Below are 18319 nucleotides of genomic sequence, written 5' to 3'. Positions count from 1 at the left end.
TCCTGTGGGTCAGTGGGCCGGGGCGTGCCGGTCCAGGCGCCAGCGCGGGCGGTCCGCCGGGCCGTCGACGACGACCTTGGGCGGCAGCGGCAGTTCGTGGAAGGGGGATTCGTTGGAGTCCATCTGGTAGCCGGCGGTGTTGGGGTAGACGAGCAGGTCGCCGACGGCGGGGCGGGCGGGGAAGGGCACCTTGCGCCAGCTGACCATGTCGTTCTCCAGGCAGGTCGCCCCGCCCACGCAGGCCGCGTGCGCGGGCGGGCCGGTGGCGGGGCCGGCCGGGGTGAGGAGGACGGGATCGGGCAGGTACTCGCTGTTGAACCACTGCTCGGACAGGCTCAGGCTGCTGCCGTCGACGGTCAGCACGGCGTGGCCGTCGCGGTCCTTGACGCCCTGCACCCGGAAGACGGTCGCACCCGCCCGGTCCAGCAGGGCGCGGCCCGGCTCCAGCATCACGGTGATGCCGGCGTCCCGGAGCAGCCGGCCCAGGGGGCGGTCGTGCCCCGCCGGGACGGTGGCGAGGACGGCGCGCAGGGCGTCGGCGCCGGCCACCGGCGAGTGGTAGGGGTAGAAGCCGTCCGCCGGGAAGACCTTGCCGGCGTGGTAGTGCCCGGGCCGCTGCCGCGCCAGGAAGGCGTACCAGTCGGCGGCGGCCGCGTAGTCGACGGGGAAGCCGCCGCCGATGCCGATCCGGTCGGCCGGCAGGCCGCACTCCCGGGCCCGCCGGCACCAGGTGACGAGCTGTCCGGCCAGGTCGGCGCGAGGGCGCAGGGCGTACCCGGACAGGTGGAAGGCGAAGCCCTCCATCCGGACGACCTCCCCGGCCCCGGCGCAGCGCCGCAGGGCGGCGGCCGTCTCGGCGTCGTCGAGCCCGAAGCGGCTGTGCTGCCCGGGGGGCCGGTGGCGCAGCAGCACCCTGGCCGGCCGCGCCTGGGCGGCCAGGGCCAGGAGGTGGTCCAGCTCCCCCGGGGAGTCCACGGCGATCAGGCAGCCCTGCAGCAGGGCCACGCGCAGCAGGTACCCGTGCTTGGCGGGGCCGGTGACGGTGATGTCCGTCCCCCGTACGCCGTGGGCGAGGGCTTCGCGCAGCTCCCCGGCGGAGGAGACGTCGACGCCCGCGCCCGCCGCGGCGCAGCGCTCGACCCACACGGCCGCCTTGTTGGCCTTCTTCGCGTAGGACACCTCCCCCGTCACCCCCGCCTCGGCGAGGGCGGCGCGGAAGGCGGCGAGGTTGGCGTCGAAGTGCTCGGGGAGCAGGAAGTGGAACGGGCCGCCGAAGGCGTGGGAGAGCTCCTGCAGCAGCCCGCTGGCGAGCACCTGCGCCGTCCGCCGGTCGGGGCGGGCGGGCAGCGCAGGTGCACTCGTGCCGGTCATCGCCACAGCGGCACCCTGGTTCCCAGGCCCCGGGCGAGGGCGAGCCGGGCGAAGCGGTGGCCCAGCGCGATGTCGGTGACGACGAGCCCGCTGTTGTAGGCGAAGACCCGCTCCCCCGGGTCGGTGCGCCCGGCGGCGGTGCCGGCGATCACGGCGGGGAACTCGGCGTCGACGGCGGGCAGGGCGCCGCTCGCGTCGGCCATGTCGGTGCCGGTGACGCGCATCTGGGCCTCGCTGGTGGCCACGACCCGGTCGGCCTCGTGCAGCGTGGAGGGGGCCAGTCCGTGGCCGACGAGGACGGCGAGGGAGCCGGGCCGCAGCGAGGCGGCCGGCACGGCGGCGGGGGTGCCCGGGCCGGCGGTGGCGAGCACGACGTCGGCGGCCGCTGCCGCCTTGTCGGGGTCGGTGACGACCTCCACGGACCGGTCGGGGAAGTCCGCGCGCAGCTGCGCGCGGACCGCCGCGACGCCTTCGGGGTGGGTGCCGTAGAGCATCAGGTGTTCGAGGCCCGGCAGAGTGGTGAGCAGGAACGGCAGCGCCAGGCGCCCCTGGGTGCCGGTGCCGATCACCAGGGCGCTGCGGGCGCCGGGGGCGGCGCACGCGCGGGCGAGGAGCGCGGAGACGGCCGGGGTGCGCAGGGCGCCGATGCGTCCGCAGTCCATCATCGCCACCGGCAGTCCGGTGCGGTCGTCGTAGAGCGTGAGCGTGGTGTAGTAGTGCTGTTCGCCGCGGGGGCGGTGCAGGCCGTGTTTGTAGGAGGTCTTGACGGCGACGACGTCGCGGGTGCCGTCGTGGCCGAGCATCGCGTACGCCACCGAGTGGCCGTCCGCGGGCTTCACGGTGAGCTTGCGGGGGTTGTCGGAGAGTCCCGCGGCGAGCGTGCGGCAGGCCCGCTCCACGGTCTCGACGACGTCGGCCGGGGTGATGGCGATGCCGGCCACGTCGGCGGTGGACAGGAGGGTCAGGGTCCGGTCGTCGGGCAGGTGTCCGGCCGGCGTGCTGGTGTCCGTCATGGCTGCTCCCTGTGCGGTGGGGGCTCGTTCAGAGGATGGCGTGGGCCAGGGCGGCCTTCTGTCCGTAGCCGTGCTCGGCCTCCTCGGCCGGCGGGCGGGTGCGGCGGCCGGGTACGTGGACGGAGGCGCGCTTGAGCCAGCGGTCGGTGCCGTCGTAACGGGGGGTGAAGGGCACCCGGCCGTGGACGACGAGGTCGTTGTCGACGACGAGGACCTCGCCGGGGGCGAGGCGCACGGCGACGGAGACGCGCGCGAGTTCGCCGGCCAGGAGCCCGTAGGCCGCGGCGTAGGCGGGGGTGGCCTCGTCGAGCGGGGTGTAGGCGGGGTCGAAGCGCAGGGTGAGGCCGTCCTCGGACCGCCACAGCGTGGCCACGCGGGGCGCGGGACCGGTGTGCTTCCGGGGTCCGAAGTAGGCGTCGTCCGGCAGGATCGGCAGGGCGGGCCGGGTCAGCTCGTCGACGGCGGCCTCGTCCAGGCGGACGCGGCGGATGCTGGCGGCGGTGGTGGCGATGCGGTCGTGGTTGCGCATGCAGGCGAGCATCAGCAGGTGGGCGCGGGCGGGGTGGAAGGCGTCCTCGGTGTGCGGGCTGAGCAGCACGGTGCTGCTGGCGCCGGTCTGTGCCCGCTCGTGCCCGGCCGAGGGCACGATGTTGTGCACGAAACGACCGTTCTGCTGCCCCTCCCAGGCGAGGGGGTTGCCCATCACGGTGGCCAGCAGGAGGAGGGCGATGTCGTGGCGCGCGCCGGCGTCGCCGGAGGTCGCCCAGCTCAGCGGGGTGGGGCCGAGTCCGGCGTCGTCGACGGGCAGGCCGCGCAGGACGAACAGGCCGGCGTCGGTGTCCACGGGCCGGCACTGGTGGCGCAGGGGTTCGCCGAGGCGGGCGGCGTGCTCCCGGACCCTCCACAGGAGCCCGGGCGAGGTGGTGTCGGTGCCGCATGCGGCCTGTATCTCCTCGGCGGCCCGGTACAGCTCGCCGGCCGAGGCGTCGTCGAGCAGGCGGAGGGGGGCGGATCCCGTACTCATGGCGCGATCTCCCGTTCCGTAGCGGTCGTTCCGGGGCGGTCGTTCCGTGGGGTGGGGTGATTCCGGGCAGGGCGCGGCAGGGGCGAAGGGGTGGGGGCGCAGGGGCAACGCGCGGTCGTCGCAGGGGGCGTTGAGGGCCCGCTCGTCCGCGGCGCCGGAAGGCTGGCTCGAACGTACCGCCCGAAGTTAGGTTAGGCAAACCTAACTGACGGGTTATCCGATAGGCCGCCTTTGCCTGAACGACCGCTGAAATGCGGCGACTTAAGAAGATGGCTGATTCATGTCGTACGCACGGAAGCTTGCGGGGGTGAAGAAATTTAGGGTAGGCAAACCTAAGTAGACCTGAACCTGCTGCGGATCGGGGACGACGTGGACTTCACCAGGCGACAGGTGCTGTTGACCGGAGCGGGCCTCGGAGCGACAACGCTGCTCTCCGCCTGCACCAGCGGCGGCACGGCCTCCTCGGACACCGGAAACAAGCCGCGGCGCGGCGGCACCCTGCGCGTCGGCGCGCTGGGCCGGGCGTCCGCCATCACCCGCGACCCCCACGGAAACCAGGGCAACGAGAGCGACTATCTGGCCATCGCGCTCGCCTACGACACCCTCACCGCACCCGGGGCGAAGACGAACACCGTCGGCCGCCTCGCCACCTCCTGGACCCCATCGGACGACCTGAAGACCTGGCGCTTCACCCTCGCCGAGGGCGCGGCCTTCCACGACGGCACCCCCGTCACCGCCGACGACGTGGCCTGGTCCCTGCGCCGGCTGCGCAGCACCCCGGCCGGGGCGTCCCGGCTGCCGGGCGTCAAGGCCGAGGCCATACGGGCCGACGGCAAGGGCACCGTGGTCCTCGTCTCCGACTACGCCAACGCCGAACTCCCCCTCCTGACCCGGCTGTCCACCTTCGTCCTCAAGAAGGACACCGGCGACAAGGAGCTGGCCAAGGCGCCGGGCACCGGACCGTTCAGGCTCGACTGGTACCGCGGCGGCAACGCCCGGCTGGTGCGCAACGAGCACTGGCACGGCGGCGAGGTCCTCCTGGACGCCGTGGAAGTGATCATGTTCGAGACCGCACAGGCCATGGGCAACGCCCTGCTGGCGGGCCAGATCGACCTCGCCTCCAACTGCGGTGCCGTGGCCGGCCGCACCGCCGCCTCCCGCAAGGACGTCCAAGTCGTCCGCCGGCCCGACGACATGGCGATGCCCATCGTGATGCGCGCCGCCGCGGGCAGCCCCTTCGCCGACCCCCGGGTCCGCGAGGCGTTCAAGCTCGTCGTGGACCGCGAGGCCATGGTCAAGCAGGTCCTCTCCGGCTACGGCACCGTCGCCAACGACGTCCTGGGCACCGCCGACCCCGCCCACGCCAAGGACATCCCCCGGCGCACCCGCGACCTCGCCAGGGCCGCGAAGCTGCTGAAGGAGGCGGGTTTCGACCTCGGCAGGACCTACGAGCTGGTCACCACCGAGGACATCGCCGGCCTCGCCGAGTCCGCCACGCTCTTCGCCTCCCAGGCCCGCGAGGCCGGCATCAAGGTCAAGGTCGTCAAGCAGGAGTCCAACGCCTTCTACGACAGGACCTGGCTCAAGGGCGACTTCTACACCACCTACTGGGGCACCAACGACTCCGTCGTCTTCTTCGCCTCCAACACCCTGGTCACCGGCGCCCCGCGCAACGAAGCCGGCTTCTCCGACGAGGACTTCGACGCCGCCTACCGCAAGGCCATCGGCACCAAGGACGCCGCCGCCCGGACGGCCGGGCTCCGCACGCTCCAGAAGGTCGAGCACGAACGGTCGGGCTACCTGCTGTGGGGCATGGCCGACGGCATCGACCTGGCCGCCGCCACGGTGCGCGACCTGCCCCGGCTGCCCGGCTACGGACGCGTCCAGCTGGAACGCGTGTGGCTCGCGAGGTGACCTCCGTCCCGTCCGGCCCACCAGGTGCGGCCGCGGCACCCGCGGCCGCACCGGCCCGCGCGGCCGCCTTCGCGCTGCGCGCCACGGCCCTGCTGGCGCGCCGCGCCCTGCTGCTGGCCGTCCTGCTCGCCGTCGTCTTCGCGGGCGTCGAGCTGCTGCCCGGAGACGCCGCCCTGGCCGTCGCCGGGCACGGCGAGAGCGCCGCCGGCCTCGACCGGCAGCGGCACCTCCTCGGCCTCGACCGGCCGCTCCCCGAGCGGTTCCTGGACTGGATCACCTCCCTGCCCACCGGCGACCTGGGCACCTCCGCACGCGGGGAACCGGTCACCGGACTGCTGTCCGCGTCCTTCCCCAACACCCTGGTCCTCAGCGGCACCGCCTTCGCGCTGACGCTGCTGCTCTCCCTCACCCTCGGCTGCCGGGCCGCCGCCCGCCCGGGAGGTCCGGCGGACCGCACCATCGGCGTCCTCGCCACGGCCACCCTCGCCCTGCCGGAATTCGTCGTCGCCGTCGGCCTGTTGCTGCTCCTCTCCCTGTGGACGGGCTGGCTGCCGCCCACCACCCTCACCGGCGCCAACGGTTCCCCGGCCGACTGGAGGATGCTGGTCCTGCCCGTCCTGGCCCTCACCGTGCCGCAGGCGGGCTGGAACACCCGCCTGGTGCGGGCCGCCCTCGCCGACCAGGCCACGGCGCCCCACGTCGAGGCCGCGGTCCTCGACGGCCTGTCCCCGCACCGGGTCGTGCTGCTCCACGCGCTGCCCGGGGCGCTGCCCGCCATCGCGACCGGCCTGGCCACCTCGACCGGCATGCTGCTGGGCGGCGCCGTCGTCGTGGAGACCCTCTTCAACTACCCCGGCGTCGGCATGGTGCTGGCCGGCGCGGTCGCCGACCGCGACACCTCCGTGATCGCCGGCGTCGTGGCCTGCACCGCGGCCGCCATCACGCTCGTCCTCTTCCTCGCCGACCTCGTCCGCGACCGCACCGTGGGAGCCCGCCCGTGAGCGCACCCTCCGCATCCGGTCCGCCCGCGGCCCGGCGCCGCCCGTACCGGGTGCCCGCCGGGCTGCTGCCCGCCCTCGGCCCCGTCCCCGTCCTCCTGCTGGCGGCGGCCGGCCCGTTGCTGGCGCCGCACCCCGTCGACAAGCCCGTCACCGCCCCCTACGGGCCGCCCGGCGGCGGGGCGCTCCTGGGCGGCGACCAGCTGGGCCGCGACGTCTGGAGCCGGCTGCTGCACGGCGGCGGTCCGCTCGTCGCCGGCTCCCTCGCCGTGGCGGTGACCGTCACCGCCCTGGGCGCCGTCCTGGGCTGCTTCGCGGCCCTCGACCCGCGCCTGGGGCGCCTGGTCGAACGCGGCGCGGACCTGGTGATGCTGGTGCCTCCGGTCCTCGGCTTCATGCTCTTCGCGCTCGCCTGGCCGGGCGGCCGCCGCCTGGCCGTCGTCGCGGCCGCCGTCGTGCTGGGCACCCCCTACGCCGTACGGGTGGTGGCGGCCGCCGCCGCCCCGCCGGCCGCCGCCGGATTCACCGAGGCGGCGCGCGCCGGCGGCGAACACCTGTGGTACCTGGCGCTGCGCGAGGTCCTGCCCACCCTGCGCTCCACCGTCCTCGCCCTGTTCGGGCTGCGCTTCGTCGCCGCCGTCTACGTCCTGTCCATGGCGGGCTTCCTGCAGCTGGGCCCGCAGCCCCCGACCCCCGACTGGGCCCTGATGATCCGCGAGAACGCGCCCGGCATCCTCCTCAACCCCTGGGCCGTCGTCGCCCCCGCCCTCGCCATCGCCGTCCTGGCCGTCGGCACCCACCTCGCCGCCGACCGCCTCCCGCCCACCGGCCGGCGCACGGAGGCCCTCCGATGACCGCCGGCCCGCACGACGACGCCCCCCTGGTGAGCGTCGTGGACCTGGAGATCGGCATACCCGCCGGGCCGGTCCTGCTCCCCCGCACCGGCCTCGTCCTGCGCCGCGGCCGCGTCACCGCACTGACCGGCGCCTCCGGTTCCGGCAAGACCACCCTGCTGCGCGCGGTCCTCGGCGCCCTGCCCCCCGGGGCGCGCGTCCTCGCCGGCGGCGCGCACGTCCTGGGCGAGGACGTCTTCGCCCTGCCGCCCCGCCGGCTGCGGGAACTGCGGCGCCACCGCCTGGCCTACGTCGGCCAGGACCCCGGATCCGGGCTCGACCCCCGCATGCGGGTGCGGCGCCTGGTCGCCGAGACCGCCACCGACCCCCGGGAGCAGGCGGTGCGCGACCTGCTCGCCGAATGCCGGCTGCCCGCCGACGACGGGCTCCTCGGCCGCCGGCCGGCTGCCCTCTCGGGCGGCCAGCAGCGGCGCGTCGCGCTCGCCCGCGCCCTCGCGCGCACGCCCGACGTCCTGCTCCTGGACGAGCCCACCGCCGGGCTCGACGCGGCGCTGCGCGACCGGATCGCCGCCCTGCTGCGCCAGGTGGCCGCGCACCGCGCCATCGCCGTCGCCCTGGCCTGCCACGACCCCGCCCTGCTGGACCTCTGCGCCGACGACGTCGTCCACCTCGGCACCCGGCCGCCCCCCGCTCCGGCCCGGGCGGCCGGCGCGGCCGTCGCACCGCGCAGGGCGAGGGAGCCGGAGCCGGCGGCCCCGGAGGACCTGCCGGCCGCCGGGCTGGCGGCCCGCGGCCTGCGCGTGACCTTCGGCCGGTCCCGCGGCCGGGACACCCACCGGGCGCTCGACGGCGTCGACTTCACGGCCGCGCCCGGCAGCGCCACCGGCGTCATCGGCCCGTCCGGTTCGGGCAAGACCACCCTGCTGCGCGTCCTGGCAGGGCTCCAGCCGGCCGAGGAGGGGCGGCTCGTGCTCGACGGCGCGCCGCTGCCGGGCGGCCTCCGCAGGCGCAGCCGCGAGCAGCTGCGGCGCATCCAGCTGGTGCCGCAGAACCCGCTCGGGGCCCTCAACCCCGCGCGTACCGTCGGCGCGGCCCTCGCGCGCCCGTTGCGGCTGCACGGCGTGGTGCCCCGGCGGGGCACGGCGGAACACGTCGCCGGACTGCTCGACGCCGTGGGCCTGCCGGCCGGCTTCGCCCGCCGCTACCCGCACGAGCTCTCCGGCGGCCAGCGCCAGCGCGCCTCCATCGCCCGCGCCCTGGCCCCGCGGCCCGAGGTGCTGCTGTGCGACGAGGTGACCTCCGCCCTCGACCCCCGCACCGCCACGGCCGTCATGGACCTGCTCGTGCGGCTGACGGACGAGCGGGGGCTGGCGCTGGTCGTCGTCAGTCACGAGGTGCACCTCGTCGCCGCATACACCGCTACGGTCCACGTCCTCGACGCCGGCCGCGTCGTCCGCCGCGGTCCCACCGTGAGCCTGCTCGCATCACCCGGACGAGCGACGGCCTCGGATTGACAGACCGTAACCACGCGGGAAGTCTGGCCCGCGATGATCGACTGATCATCGATGAACGGACTCTCCCACCTTTTTGGAGCATTTGTGGCATTCGTGCGCCCACGTGGCAGCCGGTACGCCAAGGCCCTGGCAGCGCTCGGCGCGGCCTCGGCCCTGACGGCGGCGGCGTCCCCCTCCGTCTCCGCCGCCCCCGCCCAGCAGGCCGGCAGCGCCCGCTACGTCGCCCTCGGCGACTCGTACACCTCCGCGCCCGGTGTCCCCGAGCAGAGCGGCGGCGACTGCGCGCGGTCCAGCGTCAACTACCCCGCCCTCACCGCCGCGCAGCTGCAGCAGAAGTCCTTCAAGGACGTCAGCTGCAGCGGGGCGACGACGGACGACTTCTGGCGGGCGCAGGGCGAGAACGCCCCGCAGCTCGACGCCCTCGGCAAGCAGACCAAGCTGGTGACGGTCGGCATCGGCGGCAACGACATCGGCTTCGGCACGATCATCGGCACCTGCGCACAGCTGTCCGTCACCGACCCGGCCGGCGCGCCCTGCAAGAAGCAGTTCACGGCCGCCGACGGCAGCGACCAGCTCACCGCGCGCATCAACGAGGCGGCGCCCAAGATCGCGCACGTCCTCAAGGCCGTGCACGAGCGCGCCCCGTACGCCAAGGTCGTGCTCGTCGGCTACCCGACGATCATGCCGGACGGCGGTGAGGGCTGCTTCCCGAACGTGCCGATCGCGGCCGGCGACGCCCCGTACCTGCGCGACACCGAGAAGCGGCTCAACGCCATGCTCAAGGAGCAGGCCCGCGCGGCGCACGTCCGCTTCGCCGACACGTACGGGCCGACCGTGGGCCACGATGTGTGCAAGCCCACCGCCGACCGGTGGGTCGAGGGCGCCCAGCCCGAGAACCCGGCCGCGCCCTTCCACCCCAACGCCAAGGGCGAGGCGGCCATGGCCCGTTCGGTGACGGCGGAGCTCCGCAAGCACTGAGCGTGCCCTGTCGGCGGACGGGCTCCGCGAGTAGGCTCCGGGGCCCGTTCGCCCGAATGGAGGCACCGATGGCCCTGCAGAGACCGTCCGCCCACCGGAACACGCCCGTCCTCGCGGCGGCCGCCGCGCTGCTCGCCGGCGTGCTGACGGCGCCCGCCGCGGCCGCCGGCCCGAGCCCGGGCACCGCCCCGCCGCCCCCGAAGTCCCCCCTCGCCGTCGGCTACGGCGGCGCGGTCTCCAGCGTCGACCCCGACGCCTCGGCGGCCGGCATCGAGATACTGCGCAAGGGCGGCAACGCCGTCGACGCGGCCGTGGCCACCGCCGCCGCCCTGGGCGTCACGGAGCCCTACTCCGCCGGCATCGGCGGCGGCGGGTACCTCGTCCACTACGACGCCGGGACGCGCACCGTCTCCACGCTCGACGGCCGCGAGCGGGCTCCGCTCAGCGCGGACAAGGACCTGTTCGTCGAGAAGGGCAAGCCGGTCCCCTTCGCCGACGCGGTCACCAGCGGGCTCGCCGTCGGCACCCCCGGCACCCCCGCGACCTGGGACACCGCGCTGCGCACCTGGGGCAGCCGCTCGCTCGCCCAGGTGCTGGCGCCCGCCCGGCGGCTGGCGCGCGACGGCTTCACCGTCGACGCGACGTTCCGCAACCAGACCGCCGACAACCAGGCCCGCTTCAAGGACTTCCCGGCCAGCGCCCGGCTCTTCCTGCCCGGCGGCCGGCTCCCCGAGGTGGGCTCGACGCTCAAGAACCCCGACCTCGCCCGCACCTACGGCCTGCTGGCGCAGCAGGGCACGGACGTCTTCTACCGGGGCGCGGTGGGCCGCGACATCGTGCGGACCGTCCGCAAGCCGCCCGTCGACCCGGCCTCGCACCGCGTGGCGCGCCCCGGCGACCTGACGGAGAAGGACCTGCGGGCGTACGGCGTCAGGAAGCAGGCACCGACCCGGACGGCCTACCGCGGCCTGGACGTCTACGGCATGGCCCCGTCCTCGTCGGGCGGCACGACCGTCGCCGAGGCGCTCAACATCCTGGAGAACGGCGACCTGCGGAAGCTGGACGCGGCGACCTACCTGCACCGCTACGTGGAGGCGAGCCGGATCGCCTTCGCGGACCGCAACCGCTGGGTCGGCGACCCCGCGTTCGAGAGGGTGCCCGTCGCGGGGCTCACCTCGCAGCGCTACGCCGACGCGCGCGCCTGCCTGGTCAAGGACGACGCCGTGCTCACCAGCCCCCTGGCGCCGGGCGACCCGCGCCGGCCGCGGTCGTCCTGCACCTCCCGCGGCACGGCCGCCCCCACGCCGTACGAGGGGGAGAACACCACCCACCTGACGGTGGCCGACAAGTGGGGCAACGTCGTCGCCTACACCCTGACCATCGAGCAGACCGGCGGCAGCGGCATCACGGTGCCGGGGCGCGGCTTCCTGCTCAACAACGAACTGACCGACTTCTCGTTCGTACCCGTGAGCCCGGGGGTCCCCGACCCGAACCTGCCGGGGCCGGGCAAGCGGCCGCGCTCGTCGATGTCGCCGACGATCGTCCTCGACCACGGCAGGCCGGCCCTCGCGCTGGGCTCCCCCGGCGGTGCGACGATCATCACGACGGTGCTGCAGACGCTGCTCAACCACGTGGACCGCGGGATGCCGCTCGTCGACGCGATCGCCGCGCCGCGCGCCAGCCAGCGCAACGCGGCGGTGACCGAGCTGGAGCCGGGGCTGTGGGACGGCCCGCTGCGGAGCCGGCTGGAGGCCAAGGGGCACGTCTTCAAGGCCAACCCGGAGATCGGCGCGGCCACCGGCATCCAGCGCCTGCCGGACGGGCGGTGGCTGGCGGCGGCGGAGAAGTCCCGGCGCGGCGGCGGCGCGGCCATGGTGGTGCGGCCGGCGCGGTGACGTCCGGCCGTCCCCGCGGGTGTGCACGGCAGCGGGCCTCGCGCCCTGCCCACCCGCGGGGACCCGGCGCGTGCGCGCGACGGCTTTTCCCGGGACGTGGTGCGATGGTCTTGCCACGCGCAGTGACGGCACCTACGGTCGCATGCACACACGGATCTTCGCGTGTCAGCCTGGTGGAAGCCCCTGGCATAGGAGCAGCTCATGGCCAACGTTGTCCGCGCCGCACTGGTCCAGGCGACCTGGACCGGCGACACCGAGTCGATGATCGCCAAGCACGAGGAGCACGCCCGCGCCGCCGCCGCGCAGGGCGCCGCGGTGATCGGTTTTCAGGAAGTCTTCAACGCTCCCTACTTCTGCCAGGTGCAGGAGGACGAGCACTACCGCTGGGCCGAGCCGGTCCCGGACGGGCCGACCGTCCGCCGGATGCAGGACCTGGCCCGCGAGACCGGCATGGTGATCGTCGTACCGGTCTTCGAGGCCGAGCAGTCGGGCTTCTACTACAACACCGCCGCCGTCATCGACGCCGACGGCCGCTACCTCGGCAAGTACCGCAAGCACCACATCCCGCAGCTCAAGGGATTCTGGGAGAAGTTCTACTTCAAGCCCGGCAACCTCGGCTGGCCCGTGTTCGACACGGCCGTCGGCAAGGTCGGCGTCTACATCTGCTACGACCGCCACTTCCCCGAGGGCTGGCGCTCGCTGGGCCTGGCCGGGGCCCAGCTCGTCTACAACCCCTCCGCCACCTCCCGCAGCCTCTCCTCCCACCTGTGGCAGCTGGAGCAGCCGGCCGCGGCCGTCGCCAACGAATACTTCATCGCGGCGATCAACCGCGTCGGCCGGGAGGAGTACGGCGACAACGACTTCTACGGCACGTCGTACTTCGTCGACCCGCGCGGCCGCTTCGTCGGCGAGCCGGCCAGCGACACCAAGGAAGAACTCCTCGTCCGCGACCTGGACTTCGGCCTCATCGACGAGGTGCGCCGGCAGTGGGCGTTCTACCGCGACCGCAGGCCCGACGCGTACGACGGGCTGGTGCGGCCGTGACCGCGCCCCAGCCCTCGCTGCACGCCCGGCACCGGGCCGTCATGCCCGAGTGGCTCTCCCTCTACTACCGCGAGCCCCTGCAGCTCAGCCACGGCGAGGGGCGGTACGTCTGGGACGCCGAGGGGCGGCGCTACCTCGACTTCTACGGCGGCGTCCTCACCACCATGACCGCGCACGCCCTGCCGGAGGTCACCAAGGCCGTCGCCGAGCAGGCGGGGCGCATCCTGCACACCTCGACCCTCTACCTCGACCGTCACATGGTCGAGCTGGCCGAGCGCATCGCGGCCCTGTCCGGCATCCCGGACGCCCGGGTCTTCTTCACCACCTCCGGCACCGAGGCCAACGACGCGGCGCTGCTGCTGGCCACGTCCTTCCGGCGCTCGAACCAGATCCTGGCCATGCGCAACGGCTACCACGGCCGCTCCTTCTCCACCGTCGCCGTCACCGGCAACGCCGCCTGGTCGCCGACCAGCCTCTCGCCGCTGCAGACGCTGTACGTGCACGGCTGCGTCCGCACCAGCGGCCCCTACGCCGGGCTGACGGACGCGCAGTTCACCGACGCCTGCGTCGCCGACCTGCGCGACGTGCTCGGCCAGACGCGCCGCGACGTCGCCGCCCTGATCGCCGAACCGGTGCAGGGCGTCGGCGGCTTCACCTCGCCGCCCGACGGGCTCTACGCCGCCTTCCGCGAGGTGCTGGACGAGCACGGCATCCTGTGGATCAGCGACGAGGTGCAGACGGGCTGGGGCCGCACCGGCGACCACTTCTGGGGCTGGCAGGCCCACGCCGCGAGCGGCCCGCCGGACCTGCTCACCTTCGCCAAGGGCATCGGCAACGGCATGTCCCTCGGCGGCGTCGTCGCCCGGGCCGAGGTCATGAACTGCCTCGACGCCAACTCCATCTCCACCTTCGGCGGCAGCCCCGTCACCACGGCGGCCGGCCTCGCCAACCTCACCTACCTGCTGGAGCACGACCTGCAGGGCAACGCCCGCCGCGTCGGCGGCCTCCTCATCGAGCGGCTGCGCGCCGTCACCGCCGGCCTGTCCGTCGTCCGCGAGGTGCGCGGCCGCGGCCTGATGATCGGCATCGAGCTCGCCGGACCCGACGGCTCGCCCTCGACGGAGGCCGCCGCGCTCGCCCTCGAACGCACCCGCGAGCAGGGCCTCCTGGTCGGCAGGGGCGGCCGCGAGGCCCACGTGCTGCGCATCGCCCCGCCCCTGACCCTCACCGTCGCCGAGGCAGAAGAGGGCGCAGCCGCCCTCGCGACCGCCCTGCGCGAGGTGCAGCAGGCCATCGACCCGAAGGAGCGGCCGTGAGCAGAACGGTCATCAAGGGCGGGCTCGTCGTCACGGCCGCCGAGGAGATGCACGCCGACGTCCTCGTCGAGGACGGCACCGTCGCCGCCCTCGCCGCCTCCGACAGCGCCTGCGCCCGCGGCTGGAGCGCCGAACACACCATCGACGCCACGGGGAAGTACGTCGTCCCCGGCGGCGTCGACGCCCACACCCACTTCGAGCTCCCCTTCGGCGGCACGTCCTCCTCGGACACCTTCGAGACGGGCACGCGGGCCGCGGCCTGGGGCGGCACCACCACCGTCGTCGACTTCGCCGTGCAGACCCGCGGGCAGGCCCTGCGCGAGGGGCTCGACACCTGGCACGCCAAGGCCGAGGGCCGGTGCGCGATCGACTACGCCTTCCACATGATCCTCTCCGACGTGAACGAGGGTTCGCTGAAGGAGATGGACCACCTGGTGGCGGAGGGCTGCACGTCGTTCAAGCTGTTCATGGCCTACCCGGGCGTCTTCTACAGCGACGACGGGCAGATCCTGCGCGCCATGCAGCGGGCCGCGGACAACGGCGGCCTGATCATGATGCACGCCGAGAACGGCATCGCCATCGACGTCCTGGTCGAGCAGGCCCTCGCCGCCGGGAAGACCGACCCCCGTTACCACGGCGAGGTCCGCAAGGCGCTGCTGGAGGCCGAGGCCACCCACCGCGCCATCCAGCTCGCCCGCGTCGCCGGCAGCCCCCTGTACGTCGTGCACGTCTCGGCCCAGGAAGCCGTCGCCGAGCTGGCCCGGGCGCGCCACGCGGGGCTGCCGGTCTTCGGCGAGACGTGCCCCCAGTACCTGTTCCTGTCCACCGACAACCTCGCCGAGCCCGGCTTCGAGGGCGCCAAGTACGTCTGCTCGACGCCGTTGCGCCCCCGGGAGCACCAGGCCGCGCTCTGGCGCGGGCTGCGCACCGACGACCTGCAGGTGGTCTCCACCGACCACTGCCCGTTCTGCTTCGCCGGTCAGAAGGAGCTCGGCCGCGGCGACTTCTCGAAGATCCCCAACGGCCTCCCGGGCGTCGAGAACCGCATGGACCTCCTCCACCAGGCCGTCGTCGACGGGCACATCTCCCGCCGCCGCTGGATCGAGATCGCCTGCGCCGCCCCCGCCCGGATGTTCGGCCTCGCCCCGCGCAAGGGCACCATCGCCCCGGGCAGCGACGCCGACGTCGTCGTCTACGACCCGCACGCCCGGCAGACGCTCTCCGCCGCCACCCACCACATGAACGTCGACTACTCGGCCTACGAGGGCAAGGAGATCACCGGACAGGTCGAGACGGTGCTCTGCCGCGGCGTGACCGTCATCGACCGGCGGCGGTTCACCGGACGGGCCGGACACGGCCACTACCTGCCCCGCTCCACCTGCCAGTACCTCACGTAACGCGTAAGGAGCACCCCGCACCGTGGACTTCGGCCTCGTCCTCCAGACCGACCCGCCCGCCACCGCCGTCATCGACCTCATGCGCCGCGCCGAGGACGCCGGCTTCCGCTACGGCTGGACGTTCGACTCCGTCGTGCTGTGGCAGGAACCCTTCGTCATCCACAGCCGCATCCTGGAACACACCGAACGCCTCGTCGTCGGCCCCATGGTCACCAACCCCTCCACCCGCAGCCCGGAAGTGACCGCCTCCACCTTCGCCACCCTCAACGACATGTACGGCAACCGCACGGTGTGCGGCATCGGCCGCGGCGACTCGGCGATGCGGGTCGCCGGCCGCAAGCCCAACACCCTCGCCGCGCTCGGCGAGGCCATGCGCGTCATCCGTGACCTCGCCGAGGGCCGCGAGACCGACATAGACGGCACCATGCTGCGACTGCCGTGGGTGCGCGAGGGCCGGCTGCCCGTGTGGATGGCGGCCTACGGGCCGAAGGCCCTGGCCCTGGCCGGGCGGGAGGCCGACGGCTTCATCCTGCAGCTCGCCGACCCGTTCCTGACGGAGTGGATGATCAAGGCCGTCCGCACCGCGGCCGCCGAGGCGGGCCGCGACCCGTCCTCGGTGACGATCTGCGTCGCCGCGCCCGCCTACGTCGGCGACGACCTCGCGCACGCGCGCGAGCAGTGCCGCTGGTTCGGCGGCATGGTCGGCAACCACGTCGCTGACCTCGTCGCCCGCTACGGCGCGCACTCGGGGCTCGTCCCCGAGGCGCTCACCGCCTACATCGAGCAGCGCCACGGCTACGACTACAGCCACCACGGGCGCGCCGGGAACCCCTCGACCGACTTCGTGCCCGATGCGATCGTGGACCGCTTCTGCCTCCTGGGGCCCGTTGCGGCACACCGGGAGCGGCTGGAGCACCTGCGCGAGCTGGGCGTGGACCAGTTCGCCGTCTACGCGATGCACGACGCGAAGGAGGCCACCATCGACGCCTACGGCAAGGACGTCATCCCGGCGCTCGGCTGACCGCGGCGCTCGTGGCTCGCTGCTCGCCTGCTCAGACGTCGAGGTCGACGACCACCGGGGCGTGGTCGGAGGCGCCCTTGCCCTTGCGCTCCTCGCGGTCCACGTACGCGTCCTTCGCCGCGGCGGCGAAGGGGGCGTTGCCGTAGACCAGGTCGATGCGCATGCCCTTGTTCTTCGGGAAGCAGAGCTGGCGGTAGTCCCAGTAGGTGTACGGCTGGTCGTACTTCAGCGGACGGGGGACCACGTCGGACAGCCCGGCGTCGCGCAGCGCCGCGAGGGCGGCGCGCTCGGCGGGCGTGACGTGGGTGGCGCCCTCGAAGACGGCGGGGTCGAAGACGTCCGCGTCGGTGGGGGCGATGTTGAAGTCGCCGAGGACCGCGAACGGCCGCTCCCCCGTCGCGTCGGCGGCGACCACGTCGCGCAGCGTCTCCAGCCAGTGGAGCTTGTACGTGTAGTGGGCGTGGCCGACCTCGCGGCCGTTGGGCACGTAGACCGACCACAGGCGCACGGGGCCGCAGTCCGCGGAGATCGCCCGCGGCTCCTGGGCGTCCTCGTAGGCGGGGCCGCCGGGCAGGCCGTGGACGACGTTCTCCAGGCCGACCCGGGAGACCAGGGCCACGCCGTTCCACCGCCCGGTGGCGTGCACCGCCGACTCGTAACCGAGCTCGCGCAGCTCCTCGGCGGGGAACTGCTCGGCGGTGCACTTGGTCTCCTGGATGCAGAGGACGTCCGTGCCGCTGCTCTCCAGCCAGGCCAGCAGCCTGGGGAGACGGGCGGTGATCGAGTTCACGTTCCAGGTGGCGATGCGCATGCAGCCACCCTAACGGGAGGGTCCGACAGTCAGAGCTTCCAGAAATTCCAGAGCCTTCAGAGCTTTCAGAGCTTTCAGAGCTCGATGCTCTGGCCGGTGACCATCCGGGTGTGCTCGGTACCGCCGGCGCCCGGTCCGTCCGGGCCGAGCATCCGGTCGTAGACCGGCCGGGCGAGGTCGGTGAGCAGCGCGTCGTGGATGTCGACCGCCCGCCGCGGCTTGACCTCACGGAGGTAGTCGATGACCTCGGAGACCTTGTTCCAGGGCGCCATGACCGGAACCATCAGCGTGTCGACCGGCTGCCCCGGGAGGGTCAGCGCGTCGCCGGGGTGGAAGACCGAACCGTCCACGAAGTAGCCGACGTTGGTGATCCGCGGGATGTCCGGGTGGATCACGGCGTGCAGCTGCCCGTGCACCTGAATGTCGAAACCCGCGGCCGTGAAGGCATCGCCCTCGCCGACGGTGTGCACCCTCCCCGGAAAGGCCGCCGAGACCCGCTCGGCGACACTGCGCAGGGTCCACAGCTCCGCGGCCGGATTGGCCTCCAGCCCGGCGCGCAACCGGCCTTCGTCGAAGTGGTCGGGGTGCTCGTGCGTGACGAGAACGACGTCCGCGCCGACGGCCGCGTCCTCCTCGCTGAAGACCCCGGGATCGATGACGAGCCTGCGACCGTCCTTCTCCAGCCGGACGCAGGCGTGACTCTGCTTGATCAGCTTCATGCCCCCATCTTGCACCCACCGGCCCGGAGGGCCGGAGGAGACGGGCGGGGCGGGCCCGGCCGGGCCGGGCCGGAGGGCGGGGTCAGGAAGCAGGGGCCTCCTGGGCCACGACGCGCGCGGCCACCGCGATGGCCGCGCCGGCGGCCGGTATCCCGCAGTACGTCGCCGCGTGCAGCAACGTTTCCTCTATCTCGTCGGCGGTGACGCCGGCGCGCAGGGCGGCTTGGACGTGTACGGCCAGCTCGTCGAGGTGACTGCCCGCGGTCAGGGCGGTGAGCGTGAGGAGGAAGCGGGTTCGCCGGTCGAGCCCGGGCCGCGCCCAGGTCCCGCCCCAGGCCACGCGGGTGACGAAGGCCTCGTAGCCGGCTCCGAAGCCGGTCCGCTCCCGCGGCCGGCCCTCGCCGCCGAGCACCTCGGCACGGACGCGCAGACCGACGGCGTACGGGTCGG

15 protein-coding genes and 1 pseudogene are annotated in these 18319 nt (G+C 74.2%); 10 read left to right on the top strand and 6 right to left on the bottom strand.

Annotated elements, in window-relative coordinates; all coding sequences use genetic code 11:
* Positions 1-9 precede the first annotated feature (9 nt).
* The 3 genes from LE181_RS00945 to LE181_RS00935 are packed head-to-tail and all read right to left on the bottom strand — an operon-like array spanning position 10 to position 3408.
* Entirely contained in the window at positions 10-1371 is a 1362-nt protein-coding gene (locus LE181_RS00945) for a type III PLP-dependent enzyme domain-containing protein (RefSeq protein ID WP_225658918.1), read from the bottom strand.
* On the bottom strand, positions 1368-2384 hold the full coding sequence (locus LE181_RS00940; RefSeq protein ID WP_225658917.1) for an ornithine cyclodeaminase family protein: 1017 nt from the start codon (positions 2382-2384) through the stop codon (positions 1368-1370). Before LE181_RS00940 ends, LE181_RS00945 begins: the two co-directional genes overlap by 4 nt.
* Positions 2385-2412: 28 nt before the next feature.
* Positions 2413-3408 (bottom strand): TauD/TfdA family dioxygenase, encoded by a 996-nt coding sequence (locus LE181_RS00935; protein WP_225658916.1) that lies wholly within the window; start codon positions 3406-3408, stop codon positions 2413-2415.
* A gap of 369 nt (positions 3409-3777) precedes the next feature.
* Between LE181_RS00935 and LE181_RS00930 the strand changes: the two genes are divergently transcribed.
* The 10 genes from LE181_RS00930 to LE181_RS00885 all read left to right on the top strand — a co-directional run bounded on the left by LE181_RS00930 (position 3778) and on the right by LE181_RS00885 (position 16339).
* Positions 3778-5322, top strand: a complete 1545-nt coding sequence (locus tag LE181_RS00930) for an ABC transporter substrate-binding protein (RefSeq protein WP_225658915.1) — start codon at positions 3778-3780, stop codon at positions 5320-5322.
* The gene (locus tag LE181_RS00925; protein WP_372458207.1) at positions 5307-6323 is read left to right on the top strand and encodes an ABC transporter permease; all 1017 of its coding nucleotides are present in this window, start codon (positions 5307-5309) and stop codon (positions 6321-6323) included. The genes LE181_RS00930 and LE181_RS00925 overlap by 16 nt, the downstream gene beginning before the upstream one ends.
* Positions 6320-7174 carry an ABC transporter permease subunit gene (locus tag LE181_RS00920; RefSeq protein ID WP_372458206.1) on the top strand — a complete coding sequence of 285 codons (855 nt, stop codon included), beginning with the start codon at positions 6320-6322 and terminating at the stop codon, positions 7172-7174. The genes LE181_RS00925 and LE181_RS00920 overlap by 4 nt, the downstream gene beginning before the upstream one ends.
* Positions 7171-8688 (top strand): ABC transporter ATP-binding protein, encoded by a 1518-nt coding sequence (locus LE181_RS00915; protein ID WP_225658914.1) that lies wholly within the window; start codon positions 7171-7173, stop codon positions 8686-8688. Before LE181_RS00920 ends, LE181_RS00915 begins: the two co-directional genes overlap by 4 nt.
* Positions 8689-8772: 84 nt before the next feature.
* Positions 8773-9666, top strand: a complete 894-nt coding sequence (locus LE181_RS00910; protein WP_225658913.1) for an SGNH/GDSL hydrolase family protein — start codon at positions 8773-8775, stop codon at positions 9664-9666.
* A gap of 68 nt (positions 9667-9734) precedes the next feature.
* Positions 9735-11561 (top strand): gamma-glutamyltransferase, encoded by a 1827-nt coding sequence (ggt, locus tag LE181_RS00905; protein ID WP_225658912.1) that lies wholly within the window; start codon positions 9735-9737, stop codon positions 11559-11561.
* A gap of 201 nt (positions 11562-11762) precedes the next feature.
* Entirely contained in the window at positions 11763-12605 is an 843-nt protein-coding gene (locus LE181_RS00900; protein WP_225658911.1) for a nitrilase-related carbon-nitrogen hydrolase, read from the top strand.
* 41 nt (positions 12606-12646) lie between these two features.
* A complete protein-coding gene (locus LE181_RS00895) occupies positions 12647-13921 on the top strand; it encodes an aspartate aminotransferase family protein (RefSeq protein ID WP_225658981.1) in 1275 nt (424 codons plus the stop codon).
* Positions 13918-15318, top strand: coding sequence for a dihydropyrimidinase (gene hydA, locus LE181_RS00890; RefSeq protein ID WP_225658910.1), 1401 nt, complete (start codon positions 13918-13920; stop codon positions 15316-15318). Before LE181_RS00895 ends, hydA begins: the two co-directional genes overlap by 4 nt.
* A gap of 22 nt (positions 15319-15340) precedes the next feature.
* The gene (locus LE181_RS00885; protein ID WP_225658909.1) at positions 15341-16339 is read left to right on the top strand and encodes a TIGR03842 family LLM class F420-dependent oxidoreductase; all 999 of its coding nucleotides are present in this window, start codon (positions 15341-15343) and stop codon (positions 16337-16339) included.
* A gap of 31 nt (positions 16340-16370) precedes the next feature.
* Here the strand turns inward: LE181_RS00885 and LE181_RS00880 are convergent, their stop codons facing one another.
* From LE181_RS00880 to LE181_RS00870, 3 genes and pseudogenes are all read right to left on the bottom strand, one after another.
* Positions 16371-17150 carry an exodeoxyribonuclease III gene (locus LE181_RS00880; protein ID WP_225658908.1) on the bottom strand — a complete coding sequence of 260 codons (780 nt, stop codon included), beginning with the start codon at positions 17148-17150 and terminating at the stop codon, positions 16371-16373.
* A 74-nt stretch (positions 17151-17224) separates the two neighbouring features.
* Positions 17225-17869: an MBL fold metallo-hydrolase gene (locus LE181_RS00875; protein WP_225658907.1), complete on the bottom strand. Its 645-nt coding sequence runs from the start codon at positions 17867-17869 to the stop codon at positions 17225-17227.
* An 82-nt stretch (positions 17870-17951) separates the two neighbouring features.
* Positions 17952-18215: pseudogene (locus tag LE181_RS00870) on the bottom strand (carboxymuconolactone decarboxylase family protein); the annotation flags it as partial.
* Positions 18216-18319: the final 104 nt, after the last annotated feature.

The sequence above is a fragment of the Streptomyces sichuanensis genome (assembly GCF_020328095.1).
GTDB classification, from domain to species: Bacteria; Actinomycetota; Actinomycetes; order Streptomycetales; family Streptomycetaceae; genus Streptomyces; species Streptomyces cinnamoneus.
The sequence above is the reverse complement of the archived record's forward strand: the minus strand, read 5'-3'. Positions and strand labels throughout refer to the sequence as shown.